This is a genomic window from Amycolatopsis sp. GA6-003 (assembly GCF_046267895.1).
GTDB lineage: Bacteria > Actinomycetota > Actinomycetes > Mycobacteriales > Pseudonocardiaceae > Amycolatopsis.
On the sequence record NZ_CP176499.1, the window covers coordinates 3,830,649 to 3,848,954 of the forward strand.

The window sequence follows — 18,306 nt, forward strand, 5'->3', positions numbered from 1 at the left end:
AGTACAACTAAGTTGTGCACAATCAAGTTGTACTCAATGAGATGCCGGTCACTGTTCGCGATACGCCCGGGGCGGGGCACCGAGCAGGCGGCTGAACATCGTCGTGAAGGCGGCGGGGCTTTCGTAGCCGAGCGAGACCGCGACCTCGGCCACCGGAAGGTCGGCGGCCAGCAGCGGGAGCGCGTGCAGCACACAGGCCCGCTCGCGCCAGCGGGCGAAGCTCAGTCCCGTTTCGGCACGGAACAGCCGGTGCAGCGTCCGCTCGCTGACGTGCAACTCCGCCGCCCAGCGAGACGGCGGATCGTGCACATCCGGAGAGTCCGAAAAGGACCGACAGAGTGCGCGCAAGCCCTCGTGGCGCGGCCACGGAAGTTCAAGCGGCAACGGCACACAGCGGGAGATTTCGTGCAGCAGAAGGGAAATCAGCGTGGCATCGCGGCCGCGGCGCGGGTATTCGGGCGCGACGTCGACGGCTTCCCGAAGCAGTTCCCGCAGCAACGGCGAAACGTCGACGGTCTGGCAGCGGCGCGGAAACCACGGCACAGCGGACGGTTCCAGATAGAGACTGCGCGTGGTCACGTTCATCATCACGACGCTGTGGTCGGTCTCCGGCGGGATGAGCACCGCGCGCCGGGTCGGGACGGTCCAGGTTCCGTCGGCCGTTCCTACGCGCATGGAACCGGTCGCGCCGTAGAGAAACTGCGCGCGGCGGTGGCGATGCGGCGGCAGGAAGTGGTCCGGAGGGTAGTCCGTGCTGATCGCGAGCACGGCCCGCGGCAGGGCGTCAACCTCGGACAACGGAACGTTGCGCATGCGTCCAGGGTAGGTGTCCAGTTCTCGAAAGAACCTGGCGAATCTTCGGATGCACGCCGCACCGGTGACGACCTACCTTGAGGCCAGTGTGGACTTCGATCTTGCTTCTCCTGCTCTTCGGCTGCCTCAGCGGCGTCACGACCGTCCTGTTCGGTTTCGGCGGCGGCTTCGTCACCGTGCCGGTGGTCGCGGCGGTCAGCAGCCGTGGCGACGCCATGCATGTCGCGGTCGCTACGTCCACCGCGGTGATGGTGGTGAACGCGGTCAGCGCGACCGTCGTGCAAGCCCGCGCCGGACGTCTCCGCCGCGAGTACCTCTGGCCGCTCGCCGCGTTCGTCGCGATCGGCGCCGTGGCGGGTTCGGTGGCCGCGACCTACGCGGGCGACGGACTGTTGCGCGTCCTGTTCGTCGCCTACCTGGCAGTGACCATTGTGGACAGCCTGGCTCGCGGTGGATTCCTTAAGCCGCAGGGAGAACCCAAACCGTTGAGCACGTTCACGACTACCGCGGGCGGCGTCGGAATCGGTGCGGTGGCGAGTTTTCTTGGGGTGGGCGGCAGCGTCATGACAGTGCCGCTGCTGCGCCGCAAGGGACTGCCGATGGCGGACGCGGCCGCGATGGCGAACCCGCTCAGCGTGCCGGTCGCGGTGGTGGCGACAGCGGTCTACGCGACGGCGGGCGGCGGACCGTCGGGGTACCTCGATCCCGTCGCGGGCGCGGCGCTGCTGGCCGGTTCGCTGCCGACGATCGCGCTCGTCCGGCGCGTCGCCGACCGGTTGCCGGACAAGGTGCACGCCGTCGCCTACGTGGCGCTGCTGGCGGCGGCGCTGATCGCGGTCGCGGTCAGTTGATGACGGACCGGACGGTCTCCTCGTCGCGGGCGACGACCGTGGTGCCGTCGTCCGCGGTGATGATCGGACGCTGGATCAGCTCCGGGTGCTCGGCGAGCGCGGCGATCCACCGTGGACGGTCCTCCGGAGTCCGGGACCAGGATTTCAGCTCGAGTTCACCGGCGATTTTCTCGCCGGTGCGGGTGATGTCCCACGGGTCGAGGCCGAGCCGGTCGAGCACCGCGACGAGTTCCGCCTCGGTCGGCGGGTCCTCCAGATAGCGGCGCACGGTGTACTCCGCACCGGCCTCGTCGAGCAGCGACACCGCCGAGCGGCACTTGGAACAACGCGGGTTCACCCAGATCTCCACCCGCGCAGTTTACCCTCCCCGTACCGCGCGGAGTCCTTGGCGGACAAGAGCCTTCGCTGCGTCCTGCATCACCTGCCCGGACCGGGTGGAACGGGCGTACCGTTCGTACATGACCCTGCCTCTGACCACCGACCGTCTCGTGATCCGGGACTGGACGGTCGACGACGCCGAAGCCGCGTTTCAGATTTACGGTTCCGCCGATGTGACGCATTGGCTGACTCCCGCGATGGACCGGGTCGCGGACGCCGCCGCGATGCGCTCGGTGCTGCAGGCCTGGGTGGAGGCGCAGCCCAATTTGATTCCGCCTCGGGGGAAGTGGGCGGTCGAGCGTCGTTCCGACGGGCGGGTGGTCGGCGGGCTGGGGATTCGGTTGCTGCCTCCTTACCGGGAGGATTTGGAGCTGAGCTGGCAGTTGCGGCCCGAGGAGTGGGGGCACGGGTACGCGACCGAGGCCGCGCGGGCGTTGGTGGAGTGGGCGTTTTCGCAGGACGGGACCGATGAGTTGTTCGCGGTTGCTCGGCCGAGTAATTCGCGGGCTATTGCTACTGCGGAGCGGATTGGGATGCAGTGGGTTGGGGAGACTACTAAGTATTACGATTTGAGGTTGCAGGTTTATCGGGTTCGGCGGGGGGATGTTGTTTGAGTTTCTCTCCGTTTTGACGGCTCGTCGCCTGGCGGCGACATTGCCGGTGAGTGGTTGCGTGGGGCCCCCGAAGCTTGATTGTGCTGACGGTTCGGGGGTGCTTGTCAAGGCGGGAAAGATGCCTTGACAAGCACCCCCGAACCGCAGGGAGGCTTCGTATCGGGGGCGGGGGGAGGTGTGGGTGCCTCGCTGTTTGGGTGCAGCGGTGCCTGTTTTTGGGCCGTGAGGGGGACCCTGGGGGGATTAGGGGTCGCGAGGGTTCCCCTCACGGGACGTTTGCCGTCTCCTGTTAGTCAAGGGGTGGCGGCTGCGGGGGTCCAGAGTTCGTCGATTTCCCGTTCTGCGGCGGCTAGGCTTTCCGCGGCGTGCGGGCGGAATTCGGCCAGGCTCGGGTTTACTTCTGCCATGGTGAATTCCGCCGTAATGAACCGCGGTTCCAAGCCGGTCAGGGAAAGGCCGTGCGGGAGCCAGCCTTCTGCGTGGTCCCAGCCGTGGCGGGGGGTGCCTTCGCCGTAGCCTCCGCCTCGGCTTGCCAGCACCAGGAGTTCTCGTCCTTTCCCCAGGACTGACGGGTCGTCGCCCGCGGAGGCGATCAGGCGGTCCACCCAGGCTTTCACCGAGCTGGGGGCGCCGTAGTTGTAGAGCGGCAGGCCCAGCACCACCGTGTCCGCGGCCAGGACCTCCGCCACTAGCTCTTCGCCGATTCGGGCGGCTTTTCGATGGGCCTCGGTGTGTTCTGCCGCGGGGGTGATTCGGGCTTCCCAGGCCAGTGGATCCAGGTGCGGCACCGGGTTCGCGCCGAGATCTCGGTAGGTCACCGTCCCGTCGGGGTGGGCGGTTCGCCAGGCCTGGGCGGCCCTCGCGCTGAGTTTGCGGCTCACCGAGCGGTCGCCGTTGATGCTGGAGTCGAGGTGCAGCAGGTGTGCCATGTCGATGACCATCCATAGATAGTTTGTGTTGGACAAACCATTTATAGCACGGCAGCCACCCGAGGTGTCTCGTAGAATGGACACATGGCTCCGCTGCCGCTCGTCGCACAGGCTCCGCGCAGGTCTGGTGCGTTGCTCGAGCACTTCGCGCGCCGGATTCGGCTGCGCGCGGAGAGTGTGCTCGCTCCGTTCGGGCTGCGGCCGCGGCACTTGATCGCGCTGACCGTCCTCCAGACTCGCGGTTCCAGCACCCAGCAGTCGCTCGCGCAGATCCTCGAGATGGACAGCACCAACGTCGTCGGCCTGCTCAACGACCTCGAGGCCGACCAGCTGATCGAGCGGCGGCGTTCGCCGGAGGACCGCAGGCGGCACGTCGTCGTGCTGACCGAACGGGGCGCCAAGGAGCTGGCCCGGGCCGAGGCGGCGCTCGCGGCCGTCGAGGACGAGGTCTTCGCGGCGCTCGATCCGGACCAGCGCGAGCAGCTCTACAACTTGCTGGTGCAAGCGGCTTCCGGAACGGTCGACAGCAGCTCCTGCACCGAGGAGCCTCCGACCTGCTGACGGGAGGGCCAGCGAATGGACGGCGCCGCCGAGCGGCTGGCGAAGTACCGCGCCATGCGCAACTTCGCGAAGACCGACGAGCCAGCCGGCGCGGACGCCCCGAAGGAGCCTGGCTACCGCTTCGTCGTGCAGCGGCACCGGGCGCGGCGGAAGCACTACGATTTCCGGCTTGAGCTGGGCGGCGTGCTGGTCAGCTGGGCGGTGCCGAAGGGGCCGACGCTCGATCCGAAGGCGCGGCGGATGGCCGTGCACGTCGAGGACCATCCGCTGGAGTACGCCGATTTCGAGGGCGTCATCCCGCGCGGCGAGTACGGCGGCGGCGACGTGATCGTGTGGGACCGCGGACGCTGGGAGCCGGTCGACACCGACGATCCCGAGCAGGCCCTCGCGGACGGGAACCTGCACTTCGACCTGTACGGCGAGAAGCTGGCCGGGCGCTTCGTGCTGATCCGTCCCAAGAAGGACGACGACGGCAAGCAGTGGTTCCTGCTGCACAAGCAGGACGACCACGCCACCCCGGGCTGGGACGCCGAGGACTATCCGAAGTCGGTGAAAAGCGGGCTCACCAACGACGAGATCGCGGCCGCTCCGCCCGCGTTGTGGCGCAGCGATCTGCCGGCGACCGAGGCCGAGGTCCCGCTGCACGCGGTGTTCGAACCGGCGTCCGAAGAAGACCTCGAAGCGCTGGGCGAGCTGGGCAAACAGGGCACGTGGACGGTCGCCGGGCAGCAGCTGAAGGTGACCAATCTCGACAAGATCTTGATCCCGGGCCGCGAGGGCGAAGCGCCGATCACCAAACGCGAGCTGATCGAGTACTACACCCGCATCGCGCCGACGATGCTCCCCTACCTCGCCGGCCGCGCGCTCAACACCCATCGGTTCCCCGGCGGCATCGAGAAGCCCGGGTTCTGGCACAAAGAGGTCCCCGACCACGCGCCGGAGTGGCTGCGCCGCTGGCATTACGAGGCAGCCGACCCCGGCGACGTGCAGCAGTATCTCGTGCCGTCGGGGGTCGCGGATCTGGCCTGGCTGGCCAATTTCGCCGCGCTGGAACTGCACGCCTGGACGTCGCGCACATCCGACGTCGAGCATCCGACCTGGCTGCTCTTCGACATCGACCCCGGCTCCGAGACGTCCTTCGACGACGTCCTCGCGCTCGCCCGGCTGCACCGCACCGCGCTCGACCACTTCGGGCTCGTCGGGCGGCCGAAGACCACGGGACAGCGCGGGATCCAGATCTGGGTGCCGGTCGAACCGCGCTACACCTACGCCGAGACCAGGGCGTGGGCGGAAACCGTGTCGAAGTCGATCGGCAAGATCGTGCCGGACCTGGTGAGCTGGGCGTGGCACAAAGACCGCCGCGGCGGGCTGGCGCGGCTCGACTACACGCAGAACGTGCTGAACAAAACCCTCGTCGCGCCCTACAGCGTGCGGCCGAAGCCCGGGGCGCCGGTGTCCGTCCCGCTGGAGTGGGACGAACTCGACGACCCCGACCTCACTCCGGATCGGTGGACGATCCGGACGGTGCTCGATCGCGTGGCGAAGGCGGGAGATCCGTTCGCGCAGCTGCTCGACGTGCACCAACGCCTGCCGCGGCTGTCGTGAGAATCCCCGCCGCGGCCACGACGGCGAACCCGGTCAGCAGAAAGCGCGCGGACGTCACCATCGACGGCGCGCCCAAGTTCACCAGCAGACCGGCGATCGAGGCGCCGAACGCGGTCGCCATCGTGAGCACGGTCGCGATCGCGGCCGCTGCTTGCTGACCGCTGGCCATCGCGGCGACCGACAGGTGCGGCATGGCGATGCCGATCCCGGCGCCCCCGGCGAGAAGGACGACCAGCCACGCCAGCACCGACGCGTTTTCCTTCTGCAGCAAGGCAAGTACGACGAAGGCGGCGGCCAGCAGCGTCGGTCCGGCCAGGCAGAGCAGCCGGACGCGGCGGGCCGAGGAGCTGACGATCTGCCCGGCGGACCAGCCGAAGGACAGCGCGGCGGAGAAGAAACCCGCTGCGGCGGGCGGCAATCCGCCGAGGTGCTGACCGAACAGCGGCAGGAACGACTCGACCGAGACTCCGGCGGCGAGGCACATGATGGTGAGGTAGATCCACCGCAGCGGCGAGCCGGACTCGTAGGTCTCCGCGGGCAGCACTCGGGCCGCGGCGCGCTTCTCGACGAGCAGAAACGCTGCGACGAAACCGAATCCGAGCACGATGAACGCGGCCATCCCGACGACGTTGGTCAAGATGCCGGCAATGCTCACCGCCCCGACCGCGGCTACGACGGCCACCAGCGCGAAGGTCGGCACCGGTGCCGCCGCGCCGCTTCGCTCGCTGCGCGGAAGCGCCCGCGGTACCAGCGCCGCGATGACGACCGCCGCGACCGCCAGCACAACGAACGCCGCCCGCCACGAACCGAATTGCGCGAACAACCCGCCGAGCGCCGGGCCGACGAGGTTGCCGACCCCGAACATCGCGGAAATCAACGCGCTCCCCCGTGCCCACAAATGCTGCGGGAGTGCCGAATGAATCACCGCGAACCCGAGTCCGGTCAGCAATCCGGCGCCCAATCCCTGCACTCCCCGACCGGCCAGCAGCACCGGCATCGCCGGGCTCACCGCGCACACCACCGAGCCCGCCGCGAAAACGCCGAACCCCAGGTAGTACGCCGCCGCGTTGCCGAGTCGGGCGAGCGCCCGGCTGACGAACATCGTCGCGACGACCTGCGCGACGAGGAACGCCGTCATGTTCCACGCGTAAAGCCGCTCCCCGCCGATGTCGGCGACCGCGGTCGGCAAAAGGCTTGCTGCCACATAGATGTTGACCGCGCCGACCAGCACTCCACCGGCCAGCACGACCGCGGTGCTGAAATGCGCTCCCAATTCGCGCCACGAACCCATTCGCTTCTCCTCCCGGATGCGTTTGCGGTCGCATCATGTCCGGGCGGGAGGCCCCGGTAATCAGACAAATCAGGCGTGAACTGCGTCACAATTTGGTGAGCACCACCAGATAACGGCACGGCTTCGCGCCCGGGTTCTCATACGCGCAGTCGACCGGGCGGCCCAGCTGCAGGCAGTCGCCTTCGGCGAGTTCGTGCACGACTTCGCCTTCGTGGAAACGCAATCGGCCGGACAGCACCCAGATCTGATGGTCGGCGAAGGCGTAGGAACTGGCCGGAAATCCGGCTTTCGCGCCCGGCGGGAGGTCGATTTCCACCAGCTCGGCAGCTCCGTGACCAGGCGGCGAGACCGCGCGGCGCAGGTAGCCGGTGACCGGGTCCTGCCAGGTCGGCTGATCCTCGCGGCGGACGAGGCGGCGATCGTCGCCCTCCGCACGGGCGATGAGTTCGGACAGCGTGAGCCCGAGCGCGGTGGCGAGCCGGCTCAGCAGGACGGCAGTCGGCTGCGCTTCGCCGCGCTCGATTTTGCCGATCATGGCACGGGAAACGCCGGAACGTTCGGCAAGCACACCCGCGGACAACCCGCGGTCCTGCCGGGCTTCACGCACCGCCGCGGCGAGCGAAGCGGAGAGGGGATCGGTCACAGTGGTCGACTATAGCAGCGGATCGTGTCTACTATCGTGCACATGTTGATCCGACCTGCCGAAGAACGGGACGCCGAGGCGTGCGCGGCGATCTACGCGCCGTACGTCCGGGACACCGCGATCAGCTTCGAGACCGAACCACCGACGCCGACGGAAATGGCCGCGCGGATCGCGAAGGCGACGAAGTCGCACGCGTGGCTGGTACTGGAAATGGACGGCTCAGTGGTCGGATACGCGTACGGCAGCCCGCACAAGGAGCGCGCGGCTTACCGCTGGTCGTGCGAGGTGAGCGTGTACCTCGCCCAAGACCGTCGACGCGCGGGCGGCGGAAAAGCCTTGTACGAAGCCCTTTTCGCTCGCCTCGCCGAACGCGGCTTCCGGATGGCGGTGGCCGGAATGACGCAGCCGAACGAGCCGAGCGTCGGACTGCACGAGGCAATGGGCTTCGAACTCATCGGCACTTACCGCAGGATCGGCTGGAAACACGGCACCTGGCGCGACGTCACCTGGATGCAACGAGAACTCGGGCCAGGCACCGCGCCAGACGAACCGCGTTAATCCACCCCGAGGTCCAGTTCTTCGATGTCGTGTTCCAGCCGGGCGCGCCAGGACCACTTCGGTTCCGTCCAGTCGGTGTCCGACGGCGGCGGCTCCCCCAGCGGCAGCGCGGGATCGACCACGCCGTGCGTCACCCGGTAGGCCAGCGCGGACGTCGCCGCGCGGATCCACTTGTCCCCCGCCGCACCGGAAGGCGGCGCGACCCCGAACGCGTGCGTGAACCACACCGGCAGCAACGCGCTCGACCCGATCGCCTCGGTGATTCGTTCGCGCAGCCGGGAATGCAGCTCCTCCCAGTCCCGCTCGCACTTCTCGATCTGCGGCAGCACCCGGGTCCGCGTCACCTCGTCCGCTGCCAGAACCTGGTGCGCTGCTTCGGCATCCTGCAGTGCGGCGGGCAGCTGCCGATCCAGCACACCCCGCCGTCGAGCGACCACTTCGGGCAGGCGCGACTCCGCGTCGTCCCGTTCCGGCGTGCCGCGTTCGGCTTTCGCCAGCACTTCCAGCACCGCGATGAGCGCTTCTTCGCTCTGCGCCAACGCTTCCCGTGCCTGCGGCAACCGCGCGACGTCCTCTTCGTACGGTCGGCGCTGACTCGGCGTGAGCAGCTGCGCGGCGAGGCTGTGCCGCCGTTCCGCCTCCGCGGCGAGCTGCCGCAACTGCGGGCCGACGTCATCCAGGTCGACCACCGGCACTTTTTCCGACACCCGCACCGCGCGTTCGAGCACCAGCAGCCGCTGCCGGAGCCGTTCGAGCTGCCGGGCCGTGTGGTCCAGCCGGGTTTCGTGCCGGGAGTGGGTTTCGGTGAACGACTCGACCGTCTCGCGCAGTTCGGACAGCTCGCGAGCGGTGCGGTTTTCCAGCTCGTCGACGGTCTCCTGCATACCGCCGACCGTGTCGGTGAGGGCAAGGAGTTCCGGATCGGTCTCCGGGCCCTCCTCGGCCGGGTAGTACTCGGTGTCGCGGTAGTACTCGGAGTAGGTCACCGCGCCTCCTGCACCAGGAACGCCACGGTCGCCATCGTGGCGAGCGCGGCCAGGATGACCACGATCGACTGCGCGCTCGGCCCGGCCCCGATGAGCGCGACCGTGGTGAAGATCGCGGCCAGCGCACCGCTGTACGCAGCGCGCTGCCGCCGGTTGACCATCAACGGCGTCGGCCCGAGCGGCCCGAACGCGATCCGCAGTCCCGCGCCCAGCAGCGGCAACGCGAGCAGCAGCCAGATCACGTTGAGCGCGCCGAACAGCATCATCGCCCCGCTCACCATCCCGACCGCGACCGGCGCGACCGCCAGGTACAGCGTCGTCCGCTGCACCCTCCCGCGCTTCGCCTCCAACCGGGCGAGCCGCACCTGCTCGACCGCGACGTCGACTTCCTTCTCGGTGCGCAGCAGCGCCTCCGCCCGCTCGACCAAGGCGTCGAGCGTCTGCGTGCGTTCGTCGTCCGCCTGGCCCGGCAGCTGCGCCAGACCCGCACGAAGCTCGCGGCGGAGCGCGGACGCGCGCGCCATCACGTGGTCGCGCTGGTCCTCGGCAGGCGTAGTCACCTGGCCACTGTAGGTACGAAGCACGCCGAACCCCGGGAACGACGCGACTTCAGGCGGATCCGGTCAGAGGCGCAGCAGGTCCTTGCCCAGCCGGGGCGTCATCCGTCTCGCGCCGGCGCCGAGGTAGCCCACCTTCCACGACTGCTGGCGCGCGGCGACCGCACCGGCGGACGTCACTACCGGTTCTTGCGCCGAATCTTGATCGCACGCAAGTCGGTCACCGCGTAGTTCAGATCCCGGCACGGCAGGCCATGCTCCTCCAACGCGGCGAGCGCGCCGTCCTTCGCCGCGCGTTCGTCGTCGTCCGGCCCGGCCGGGACCTGGCAGCGGAAGGTGAACGCCGTCGCGTTGACGTCGTGCGTGAAGGTGCCTTCCTCGGTGAAGGCGACGTCGGCCTTGGCCGCCAGCGAGGCACGGGCCTGCGCGTCGAGAGGGTCGAATTTGCCGCGGATGATGACGCGGAACGCGTCCATGTCAGGTGTCCTTCCGGGTCGCATAAGTCAGTACTTGTTCGCTGAGCAGGCCTTCCACCGCGTCGAGGAGCGTCAGTGCGGCCTCCGCGATGTCGTCCGGCCGCTCGCCGGCGACGGTGCGTTTGCCGATCTCGCCGTACAGCAGGCTGTGCACCCATCCGATCTGCGCGGCGACCAGCCCCGGCACCGGATCCCCTGGCGCCGCACCGGTTTCCGCGGTCAGCAGGTCGGCAAGTTCGGCGACCATCTGCTCGCCGAGGTCTCGCAGCCGGGCCGCGAGCGTGGGCGCGGCCAGCATCATCGGCAGCACCCGGCCGAACCCCGGGCTGAGCCCGATCGTCCGCGAGCGTTGCCGGATCTCGCCGCGCAGGCGGTCCAGCACCGCGCGAGCCGCGGAGACCCCCGGCTCCCGCGCCCGCACGATCTCGGCCAGCCGCCCGGCCGAGGCTTCGGACGGCGGCAGCACCAGGTCCTCCTTGACGCGGAAGTAGTTGTAGACCGTGTTGACCGCGACGTCGGCGGCCTCGGCCACCTCCGCGATCGTCACCGCGTCGAATCCGCGCTCGACGAACATCCGCAGCGCGGTTTCCGCGATGCGCCGCGTCGTCTCCTGCTTCTTCCGCTCCCGAAGTCCCACCCGGAAAGTGAAGCAGACTGCAAACTTAGTGTCGACTCCATTTTTTTGCCGCCGGATCTCCGGGAGATCCCGGAGGACGGGACAGCGGCCGAAGCGGCATCATCGACCAGGTGCGGATCGGTTTGCTGGGCCCGCTGGAGGTCCGGAACGACGACGGTGCCGCAGTCGAGATCGCCGGCGCCCGGTTGCGGACGCTGCTGAGCGCCCTCGCGCTGGAGCCCGGCCGGATCGTCCCGGCCGGGCGGCTGGTCGACGCCGTCTGGGGGACGCGTCCGCCGGCCACCGCCAACGCGCTGCAGGCGCTCGTCTCGCGGCTTCGCCGGATCGGCACCCGGCTCGACTCCACGCCGTCCGGCTACCGGCTGCCCGAGGCGACCGTGGACGCGACCCGGTTCGAGGAACTGGTCGCCACTGCGCGAACCCTGCCTGACGAGAAGCGCGTCGTGCTGCTGCGCGAGGCACTCAACCTGTGGCGCGGCCCGGCGCTCGGCGATGTCTCGGACGCACAGTTCTTCCAAGGCCACATCGTGCGGCTGAACGAGCTGCGGCTGTCCGCCACTGAGGAGTACGCCGAAGCCGTGCTCCGGCTGGGCCACGGCGCGGATCTCGTGGAAGAGCTGTCGAGACTGCTGGCCGAGAACCCGTTGCGCGAACGGCTGGCCGCGGCGCTGATGCGGTCCCTGCAAGCCGCCGGCCGACCGGCTGAAGCCTTGCAGGTGTTCGCGCGGATCCGGAGGGCGCTGGCGGACGAACTCGGCACCGATCCGGCTCCCGAATTGTCCGCCGCGCACACCAAAATCCTTCGCGAAACCGTGGCGAACGAGGACATCGCGCGCACGAACCTGCGGGCCGGGCTGACCAGTTTCGTCGGCCGGAACTCCGAGGTCGCCCGCGTGGCCAAGCTCGTCGGCGAGTACCGGCTCACCACGTTGACCGGGCCCGGCGGGGCCGGGAAGACGCGGCTGGCCACGGAAACCGGACGGCAGCTGCTGACCGGACGCAGCGGCGTGTGGTTCGCCGAACTGGCCCCGGTCACGAGCGGCGCGGACGTCCCGCAGGCCGTGCTCGACGCGCTGCGCCAGCGCGAGCAGAGGTACCGCGGATCGCTCGCCAACAGCAGTCCGCGCGAGCGGGCGGCGAGGGCGCTGCGGGACCGGGACGCGGTGCTGGTGCTCGACAATTGCGAGCACGTCATCGAGGCCGCCGCGGAACTGGCCGAATACCTGCTCGGCGAATGTCCGCGGCTGCGCATTCTCGCGACCAGCCGGGAACCCTTGGCGGTGACCGGGGAAGCGCTCTGGCCGGTGGAACCGCTGACTCTGCCCGCGGAAGGCGCGACAGCGGTCGAAGCGAGGTCGTGTGCTTCGGTACGCCTGCTGGCCGACCGAGCCGCCGCGGTGCGGCCAGGATTCGCCGTCGATGAGTCCACTGTGGACGATGTGGTGCGGATTTGCCGGGCGCTCGACGGAATGCCGCTGGCGGTGGAGCTGGCCGCCGCCCGGCTGCGGTCGCTGAGCATCTCGCAGCTCGCGGCCCGGCTCGACGACCGGTTCCGCCTGCTCACCGCGGGCAGCCGGACCGCGCTGCCGCGGCACCGGACGCTGCGCGCGGTGGTCGACTGGAGCTGGGACCTGCTGGAACCGGGCGAACGGCAGCTGCTGCGCCGGTTGTCGGTGTTCTCCGGCGGCGCGACCGCGGCGGCCGCGGAAGCGGTCTGCGGCGGGACGTCCGAGCTGCTCAGCGCGCTTGTCGACAAATCGCTGCTGACGGTTTCCGCGGACGCCGAACCGCGCTACCGGATGCTCGAGACGATCAAGGCGTACGGCCTCGAACAGCTCACCCTGGCCGGCGAACGCGAGGAACTGCGGCAAGCGCACGCCGAGTGGTTCGCCTCCTTCGCCGAAACCGGCGACAAGTACCTGCGCCGGGCCGAGCAGATCGAATGGCTGGCGCGCTTCGCCGCCGAGCACGGCAATCTGATCTCAGCGATACGCGGTGCCATCGCCGCCGGCGAAGCCGCGACGGCACTGCGGCTGGCGACGTCGTGCGCGTGGTTCTGGATGCTGACCGGGCACAAAACCGAGGCACAGGAACTCATCGAGGCGGCGCTGGCGTTGCCCGGAGAGACCGACCGCGAACTGCGCGCGATGGGGTACGCGATGGCCGCGTTGCTGCTGACCGTCGGGATGACCGACGAAAGCTCTGCCGACGGGCTGAGCCGCCGAGCGCTCGAACTCAGCCGCGGCAGCGAGAATTCGCTGCTGCGGTGCATTATCCCGGTGCTCACGCAGACCGACGCCAGCGCCGGCGAGTCCGCGTTGGCCGAATTGCTGTCCGACGAGGACCCGTGGCTGCGCGCCCACGCCCGGCTGCACCGGGCACGGACGCAGCTGAACCTCCGGCACGATTCGGCCGCGCAGGAAGCCGACATCCGCGAGGCCGTCCGGCTGTTCCGGCTGAGCGGGGAACGCTGGGGGATCTCACTGGCGCTGAACAGCCTCGCCGAGGTCGTCGGCCGGCGCGGCGAACTGGAGGAAGCCGTTTCGTGCTACGAGGAATCGATCGAAGTCGTCTCGGAACTCGGGTCGGCCGAAGAAGTCCTCTTCGCCCGCGGCCGGCAAGCGCAGCTGTTCTGGCAACTCGGTGACGAGGCAGCCGCCGCGTCCGCGATAGCCGCCGCCGACCGCGAGGCGCGAAGCATCTCGTACCCCGATCCGCTCGCTCTTCTGGCACAGACGAAAGCCGACCTGGCCCGCTGGCGCGGCGACCTGGCGGAAGCCCGGCTGGAACTGAACCGCGCCGAAGCGTTGCTGAGCGAGGTCTCGCCGCATCCGTTGTTCCGCGCGATACTCCAGCATTCGCACGCTTACCTGGACGCCCAAACCGGTGACCTCGCCGCGGCCCGGGACCGCCGCCGCGAAGCACTCGCCTTGGCCGCGGAAGCCGGCGAGGCGCTGTATCTGTCGATCGTCCTCGTGGGCATCGCCGACCACGCGCTGTGCGTCGGCCGTCCGGTCGCCGCCGCCGATCTCCTGGCCGCCGGAGACCGCCTCCGCGGCGGCCCGCACCTGGCCCTCCCCGACGCGACCGCCGCCGTGGCCGCCGTCCAAGCCCAGCCGTCAGGCACGGTCGACGACCCGGTCGCCCTCGCTTACGACGTCCTCGGCTGACGAATCCACCGCAACGCGATCGCTCGCGCCCGGTAAGCCGGAACCGCCTCGACACGCTGGCACAGGTGCTCGGCTCGAACCGCGCCCGCCACCTCCTGCTCGCCGAACGCCGCGTCCCGCGGTTGCTCGGCGTCCCTTCCCGCTAACCGGTGCCGAAACCGCCCTGTCCGAAGCACTTCTTGTGGCATCATCCGCCGGTGACCGGCGAGCGGAGCGACCCGCATTCGATCGAGGAGGAAGACCTCGAGGATTTCGACTCGTGGACCGCGCAGGCCGCGCTGGCCTCCCTGATCGACGAAACGCTCAGCTCCCCCGAGGTCACCCGCCTGCTCGCCCGCGAATCGCTGCGCACCGAGGTCGTCCGCGAAGAGCTGTTCGCGAACGAGACCCTGCTCGCGAAGATCCGGACGCTGCAGGACCAAGTCATGGCCGAGGGCGACCGAGGGTTCCGTCCGCGCAACCGGGCGGTGTCGCCGCGCGAGGTGGCCTGGCTGCTCGTCGCGATGCTGCTCGGGCTCGCCTACCTCAGCCTGATGACCGCCGCCTGGGGCCGGCTTCCGCTGTTTTTCCGGATTTTCTCCGGAATGATGATGCCGTGCGTCCTCTTCGCGACCGGCGCGCTCGCCGTCCGCAAGGTCGCCTCGCTGCGCGAGTGGATCAACCCGGACGCCATGCAGTTCCACGAGGAGCAGTTCGGCCTCGGCCCGCGCCGTTCGTTCGCCGCGCGCGAGATCGTGCTTCCCGAGGCCCGCGACGTCATCTCCGCGCACCGGCGGCTGCACTTCGGCACGACGCTGGTTTTCGAGCAGCAATACGACCTCGGCGAGGAGGACAGCACCCGGATCGTGCCGACCGCGGCGGCGAAACGGATCCGGCGGGTCCTCGAACGCGCGGGTTCCGGCGCGGTCGCGCTCGGCGGGCAACGCGGGTCCGGCAAAACCACCGCGATCCGTTCCATGCAACGCGGTCTGCTGCACGGCAGCGAAAACCCGGCGCCACTGGTGGTGGTCGCCTCCGCCCCGGCCACCTACGACGCCCGCGATTTCGTGCTGCACCTGCACAAACTGCTGTGCCAGGCGGTCCTCGAACGGATCCGGCAGACGGTGGGGCCGGAACTCGGCTGGCGCTGGTGGGCCCGCCGGTTCTGGCGCGGATCGGCCGACCTCGCCGGGTCGGCGGCGCTCGGCTGGGCGATCGGCGGCGTGCTGTGGAACGGGAACTTCACGCGGTTTCCGGTCGAGCTGTGGCAGACCATCGCCAAGGTGCGCTTCCCCGACCTGCTGGGTCCACTGTGGACAGAGCAGCCGGTGGGCAACCGGATCGCCCTGTGCGTGGTCGCGGTCCTGGCGCTCCGCTGGGGATGGAAACTTCTCGCCTCGGCAACCAGCGCAGTACTGTTCTTCCTGCGGCGGAAATCCTCCGCCGGACCACGCGCCCTCGAAGCCGAAGCACGACGCCAGCTGCTCCGGATCCAGTACCTGCTGACCTATACCACCGGCTGGTCCGGCAAGCTCGCCGTCCCGGCAGGCGGCGAACTGGGCCGCACCCGCACCACGCAACGAGCCGAACAGCAGCTCACGCATCCGGAAGTCGTCGACGAGTTCCGCGCGTTCGCCCAGCTGACCGCCGAGTCGCTGCGCGAGGAAGGCATCACCGACCGGGTCGTCGTCGCGATCGACGAGCTGGACAAGATCGGCGAGCAGGACAAGGCCCAGCAGCTGGTGAACGACATCAAGGGCATCTTCGGCGTGCCCGGCTGCCTGTACTTCGTGGCGGTGTCCGACGACGCGGTGCTCAGCTTCGAGCAACGCGGACTGGCCGTGCGCGACGCCTTCGACAGCGCGTTTTCCGAGGTGGTGCGCCTGGAGCCGTTCACGCTGGACGAAAGCAGGCTGTGGATCGCGCAGCGGCTGCCCGGCGTCCCGGAGCAGTTCTGCTACCTCGGCCACTGCCTCTCCGGCGGCCTGCCGCGCGACCTGCGCCGCACCACGATCGACATGGTGGACGTGACGATCGAACATTACGAACCGTCGCTGTCGACGGTCACCGGCATCCTGGTCCGCGCCGACCTGACCGCCAAAGCGAGCGGGTTCACCGCGCAAGCTCGCGGACTCGCGCAGACGCCGGAGCTGACCGAACTGTGGCCGAAGCTGCTCCGCATCCCCGACACTCACGAGGCGGGCGAACTCGCCGAACTCGCCGCCGAACTCCACGAAGGCGCGACCCCCGACCTCGCCGACGCGGTCAACCGGCTCCGCCTGCACAGCAGCGCGTTCGTCCTCTTCTGCGCGACCGTGCTGGACGTGTTCACCGACACCCTCACCAAGCCGCGGCTCACCCCGGGCCTGCACGAACTGGCCGTCGCCCGGCGGCATCTCGCACTGGATCCGCACCTCGCGTGGGCCGCTCTGAACGAGTTTCGCAAGGCACACGACCTGCCGCTGCCCGCCCAGGCATAACCACTGCTTCTGGAGCACGGAACAACCAGCTCTTGGACTTATCGCCCCGCCGCTTTTAGCGTTGCTCCCATGACCACCTACGTCCTCGTCCCCGGCGCCTGCCACGGCGGCTGGTGCTTCGACCGCCTGACCGGCCAACTGCGCGACCGCGGCCACCGCGTGCTCCCGCTGACGCTCACCGGGCTCAGCGAGCGGCAGCACCTGCTGCACGCCGGGGTCAATCTCGACACACACATCGAGGACCTCGTCCGCGCGATGCAGGCTGAACAGGTCGAACGCGCCGTCCTGGTCGGCCACAGCTACGGCGGGATGGTCGTCACCGGCGCCGCCGACCGCGTGCCGGAACTGGTCGACGCGCTGGTGTACCTCGACGCTTTCGTCCCGGAAAACGGCGACTCCTGCTGGAGTCTGACCGACGACCTGCAGCGCGAGTGGTACCTGAGCGTCGGCGAGACCGGATACGCCGTCCCGCCGCTGCCGTTCTTCGACCCCCGCGCGTCCGCACACCCGCTGGCGACCCTGCTGCAGTCGATCCGGCTGGACGGAGACCTGAGCCGATTCCGCCGCCGGGACTACGTGTACGCCCGGATCTGGGACGGCGGCTCCCCGTTCGAACCGACTTACCGGCGGCTCCTCGAAGATCCACAGTGGACTGTGCACGCGCTGGAAAGCAAGCACGACCTGATGCGGGACGCACCGGAGGAACTGCTGCGGATCCTTCTCGACGCCGGCGAGGAATGACGGCCTCGTGAGTGTTCTTCCCGGTTAGAACCGGGAAGAACACTCACGACGCCAGCGCAGGCACCCGCTCCCCCACTGGCGGCGGCCCCGGCGGCGTCCCGTCCCCGAAGGGCCTCCCGCCCAGTTCCTCCCGCCCGTGCGGCGTCAGCCATCCGGCCAGGTCCGGTCCCAGCGGCACGATCCCGGTCGGGTTCACGTTCCGGTGCACCACGTAGTAATGCTCCTTGATCTGCCCGAAATCGATCGTGTCCCCGAACCCCGGGGTCTGGAACAGATCCCGCGCGTACGCCCACAGCACCGGCATCTCCGTGAGCTTCTGCCGGTTGCACTTGAAATGCCCGTGGTACACCGCGTCGAAGCGGACCAGCGTCGTGAACAGCCGGATATCCGCCTCGGTGATCGTGTCGCCCACCAGGTACCGCTGATCGGTCAACCGCGAGGAAAGCCAATCCAGCCGGGAGAACAACGCACGATAAGCCTCTTCGTAAGCCTCCTGCGAAGTGGCGAAACCCGCTTTGTACACCCCGTTGTTCACGTCCCGGAACACCTTCTCCGCGACGTCCTCGATCTCGTCACGCAGCCGCTCCGGATACAGTTCCGGCGCACCGTCACGGTGGTAGGCACCCCATTCCAGCGACAGATCGATCGTGATCTGCTTGAAGTCGTTCGTCACGATCTGTCCACTCGGGACGTCCACAATGGACGGCACGGTGATCCCGCGCGGATAGTCCGGATACCGCGCGAAAAACGCCTCCTGCAGCCGTTCGATGCCGAGCACCGGATCGCGGCCGCCGGGGTCGAGGTCGAAGGTCCAGCTGCGCTCGTCGTGCGTCGGGCCGCACAGGCCCATCGACAGCACCTCCTCGAGGCCCAGCAGCCGGCGCACGATCGACGCGCGGTTCGCCCACGGGCACGCTCGCGCGATCACCAGCCGGTAGCGGCCCGGCTCCACCGGCCAGCCGTCGCGGCCGTCGGCGGTGATGCGGTCGGAGATGTAGTTCGTGTCGCGCTTGAACTCACCCTGGTCGGGCATCGGA

18 protein-coding genes are annotated in these 18,306 nt (G+C 69.2%); 8 read left to right on the plus strand and 10 right to left on the minus strand.

Features of this window, described 5'->3' with window-relative positions; translation table 11 throughout:
- Positions 1 to 48: 48 nt before the first annotated feature.
- Positions 49 to 813: an AraC family transcriptional regulator gene (locus tag F9C12_RS16735; RefSeq protein WP_409466506.1), complete on the minus strand. Its 765-nt coding sequence runs from the start codon at positions 811 to 813 to the stop codon at positions 49 to 51.
- Between the two features lie 86 nt (positions 814 to 899).
- On the opposite strand from F9C12_RS16735, the gene F9C12_RS16740 reads away from it, so the two are divergent.
- Complete coding sequence (locus F9C12_RS16740) at positions 900 to 1,664, plus strand: sulfite exporter TauE/SafE family protein (protein WP_409466507.1); 765 nt, start codon at positions 900 to 902, stop codon at positions 1,662 to 1,664.
- Here the strand turns inward: F9C12_RS16740 and F9C12_RS16745 are convergent.
- Positions 1,657 to 2,013 (minus strand): ArsC/Spx/MgsR family protein, encoded by a 357-nt coding sequence (locus tag F9C12_RS16745; RefSeq protein ID WP_409466508.1) that lies wholly within the window; start codon positions 2,011 to 2,013, stop codon positions 1,657 to 1,659. The two genes, F9C12_RS16740 and F9C12_RS16745, sit on opposite strands and share 8 nt — an antisense overlap.
- Before the next feature lie 109 nt (positions 2,014 to 2,122).
- On the opposite strand from F9C12_RS16745, the gene F9C12_RS16750 reads away from it, so the two are divergent.
- Positions 2,123 to 2,656, plus strand: coding sequence for a GNAT family N-acetyltransferase (locus tag F9C12_RS16750; RefSeq protein ID WP_409182900.1), 534 nt, complete (start codon positions 2,123 to 2,125; stop codon positions 2,654 to 2,656).
- Positions 2,657 to 2,949: 293 nt separating this feature from the next.
- On the opposite strand, the gene F9C12_RS16755 is transcribed toward F9C12_RS16750, so the two are convergent.
- On the minus strand, positions 2,950 to 3,585 hold the full coding sequence (locus F9C12_RS16755; RefSeq protein WP_409467022.1) for an FMN-dependent NADH-azoreductase: 636 nt from the start codon (positions 3,583 to 3,585) through the stop codon (positions 2,950 to 2,952).
- 84 nt (positions 3,586 to 3,669) lie between these two features.
- Here F9C12_RS16755 and F9C12_RS16760 point away from each other — a divergent pair, with 84 nt between their 5' ends.
- Complete coding sequence (locus F9C12_RS16760; protein ID WP_409182901.1) at positions 3,670 to 4,146, plus strand: MarR family winged helix-turn-helix transcriptional regulator; 477 nt, start codon at positions 3,670 to 3,672, stop codon at positions 4,144 to 4,146.
- A gap of 15 nt (positions 4,147 to 4,161) precedes the next feature.
- Positions 4,162 to 5,751: a DNA polymerase ligase N-terminal domain-containing protein gene (locus F9C12_RS16765; RefSeq protein ID WP_409466509.1), complete on the plus strand. Its 1,590-nt coding sequence runs from the start codon at positions 4,162 to 4,164 to the stop codon at positions 5,749 to 5,751.
- Here F9C12_RS16765 and F9C12_RS16770 read toward each other — a convergent pair.
- The gene (locus F9C12_RS16770) at positions 5,642 to 7,042 is read right to left on the minus strand and encodes an MFS transporter (RefSeq protein ID WP_409466510.1); all 1,401 of its coding nucleotides are present in this window, start codon (positions 7,040 to 7,042) and stop codon (positions 5,642 to 5,644) included. The two genes, F9C12_RS16765 and F9C12_RS16770, sit on opposite strands and share 110 nt — an antisense overlap.
- A gap of 85 nt (positions 7,043 to 7,127) precedes the next feature.
- On the minus strand, positions 7,128 to 7,685 hold the full coding sequence (locus F9C12_RS16775; RefSeq protein ID WP_409466511.1) for a helix-turn-helix domain-containing protein: 558 nt from the start codon (positions 7,683 to 7,685) through the stop codon (positions 7,128 to 7,130).
- Between the two features lie 42 nt (positions 7,686 to 7,727).
- On the opposite strand from F9C12_RS16775, the gene F9C12_RS16780 reads away from it, so the two are divergent.
- Positions 7,728 to 8,243: an arsinothricin resistance N-acetyltransferase ArsN1 family B gene (locus F9C12_RS16780; RefSeq protein ID WP_409466512.1), complete on the plus strand. Its 516-nt coding sequence runs from the start codon at positions 7,728 to 7,730 to the stop codon at positions 8,241 to 8,243.
- On the opposite strand, the gene F9C12_RS16785 is transcribed toward F9C12_RS16780, so the two are convergent.
- The 4 genes from F9C12_RS16785 to F9C12_RS16800 all read right to left on the minus strand — a co-directional run bounded on the left by F9C12_RS16785 (position 8,240) and on the right by F9C12_RS16800 (position 10,899).
- A complete protein-coding gene (locus F9C12_RS16785; RefSeq protein ID WP_409466513.1) occupies positions 8,240 to 9,229 on the minus strand; it encodes a hypothetical protein in 990 nt (329 codons plus the stop codon). The genes F9C12_RS16780 and F9C12_RS16785 overlap by 4 nt on opposite strands.
- Positions 9,226 to 9,789, minus strand: a complete 564-nt coding sequence (locus F9C12_RS16790) for a hypothetical protein (protein ID WP_409466514.1) — start codon at positions 9,787 to 9,789, stop codon at positions 9,226 to 9,228. The genes F9C12_RS16785 and F9C12_RS16790 overlap by 4 nt, the downstream gene beginning before the upstream one ends.
- Before the next feature lie 176 nt (positions 9,790 to 9,965).
- Positions 9,966 to 10,262, minus strand: a complete 297-nt coding sequence (locus tag F9C12_RS16795; protein ID WP_409466515.1) for a DUF6204 family protein — start codon at positions 10,260 to 10,262, stop codon at positions 9,966 to 9,968.
- Position 10,263: 1 nt separating this feature from the next.
- Positions 10,264 to 10,899: a TetR/AcrR family transcriptional regulator gene (locus tag F9C12_RS16800; protein ID WP_409182909.1), complete on the minus strand. Its 636-nt coding sequence runs from the start codon at positions 10,897 to 10,899 to the stop codon at positions 10,264 to 10,266.
- 110 nt (positions 10,900 to 11,009) lie between these two features.
- Here F9C12_RS16800 and F9C12_RS16805 point away from each other — a divergent pair, with 110 nt between their 5' ends.
- The 3 genes from F9C12_RS16805 (at position 11,010) to F9C12_RS16815 (ending at position 17,269) form a co-directional block, all read left to right on the plus strand.
- Complete coding sequence (locus tag F9C12_RS16805) at positions 11,010 to 14,069, plus strand: BTAD domain-containing putative transcriptional regulator (protein ID WP_409466516.1); 3,060 nt, start codon at positions 11,010 to 11,012, stop codon at positions 14,067 to 14,069.
- 197 nt (positions 14,070 to 14,266) lie between these two features.
- Positions 14,267 to 16,528: a hypothetical protein gene (locus F9C12_RS16810; protein ID WP_409466517.1), complete on the plus strand. Its 2,262-nt coding sequence runs from the start codon at positions 14,267 to 14,269 to the stop codon at positions 16,526 to 16,528.
- A 69-nt stretch (positions 16,529 to 16,597) separates the two neighbouring features.
- Positions 16,598 to 17,269, plus strand: a complete 672-nt coding sequence (locus F9C12_RS16815; RefSeq protein ID WP_409466518.1) for an alpha/beta fold hydrolase — start codon at positions 16,598 to 16,600, stop codon at positions 17,267 to 17,269.
- A 43-nt stretch (positions 17,270 to 17,312) separates the two neighbouring features.
- Here the strand turns inward: F9C12_RS16815 and F9C12_RS16820 are convergent, their stop codons facing one another.
- Positions 17,313 to 18,302 carry a glutathione S-transferase family protein gene (locus tag F9C12_RS16820; protein ID WP_409466519.1) on the minus strand — a complete coding sequence of 330 codons (990 nt, stop codon included), beginning with the start codon at positions 18,300 to 18,302 and terminating at the stop codon, positions 17,313 to 17,315.
- Positions 18,303 to 18,306: the final 4 nt, after the last annotated feature.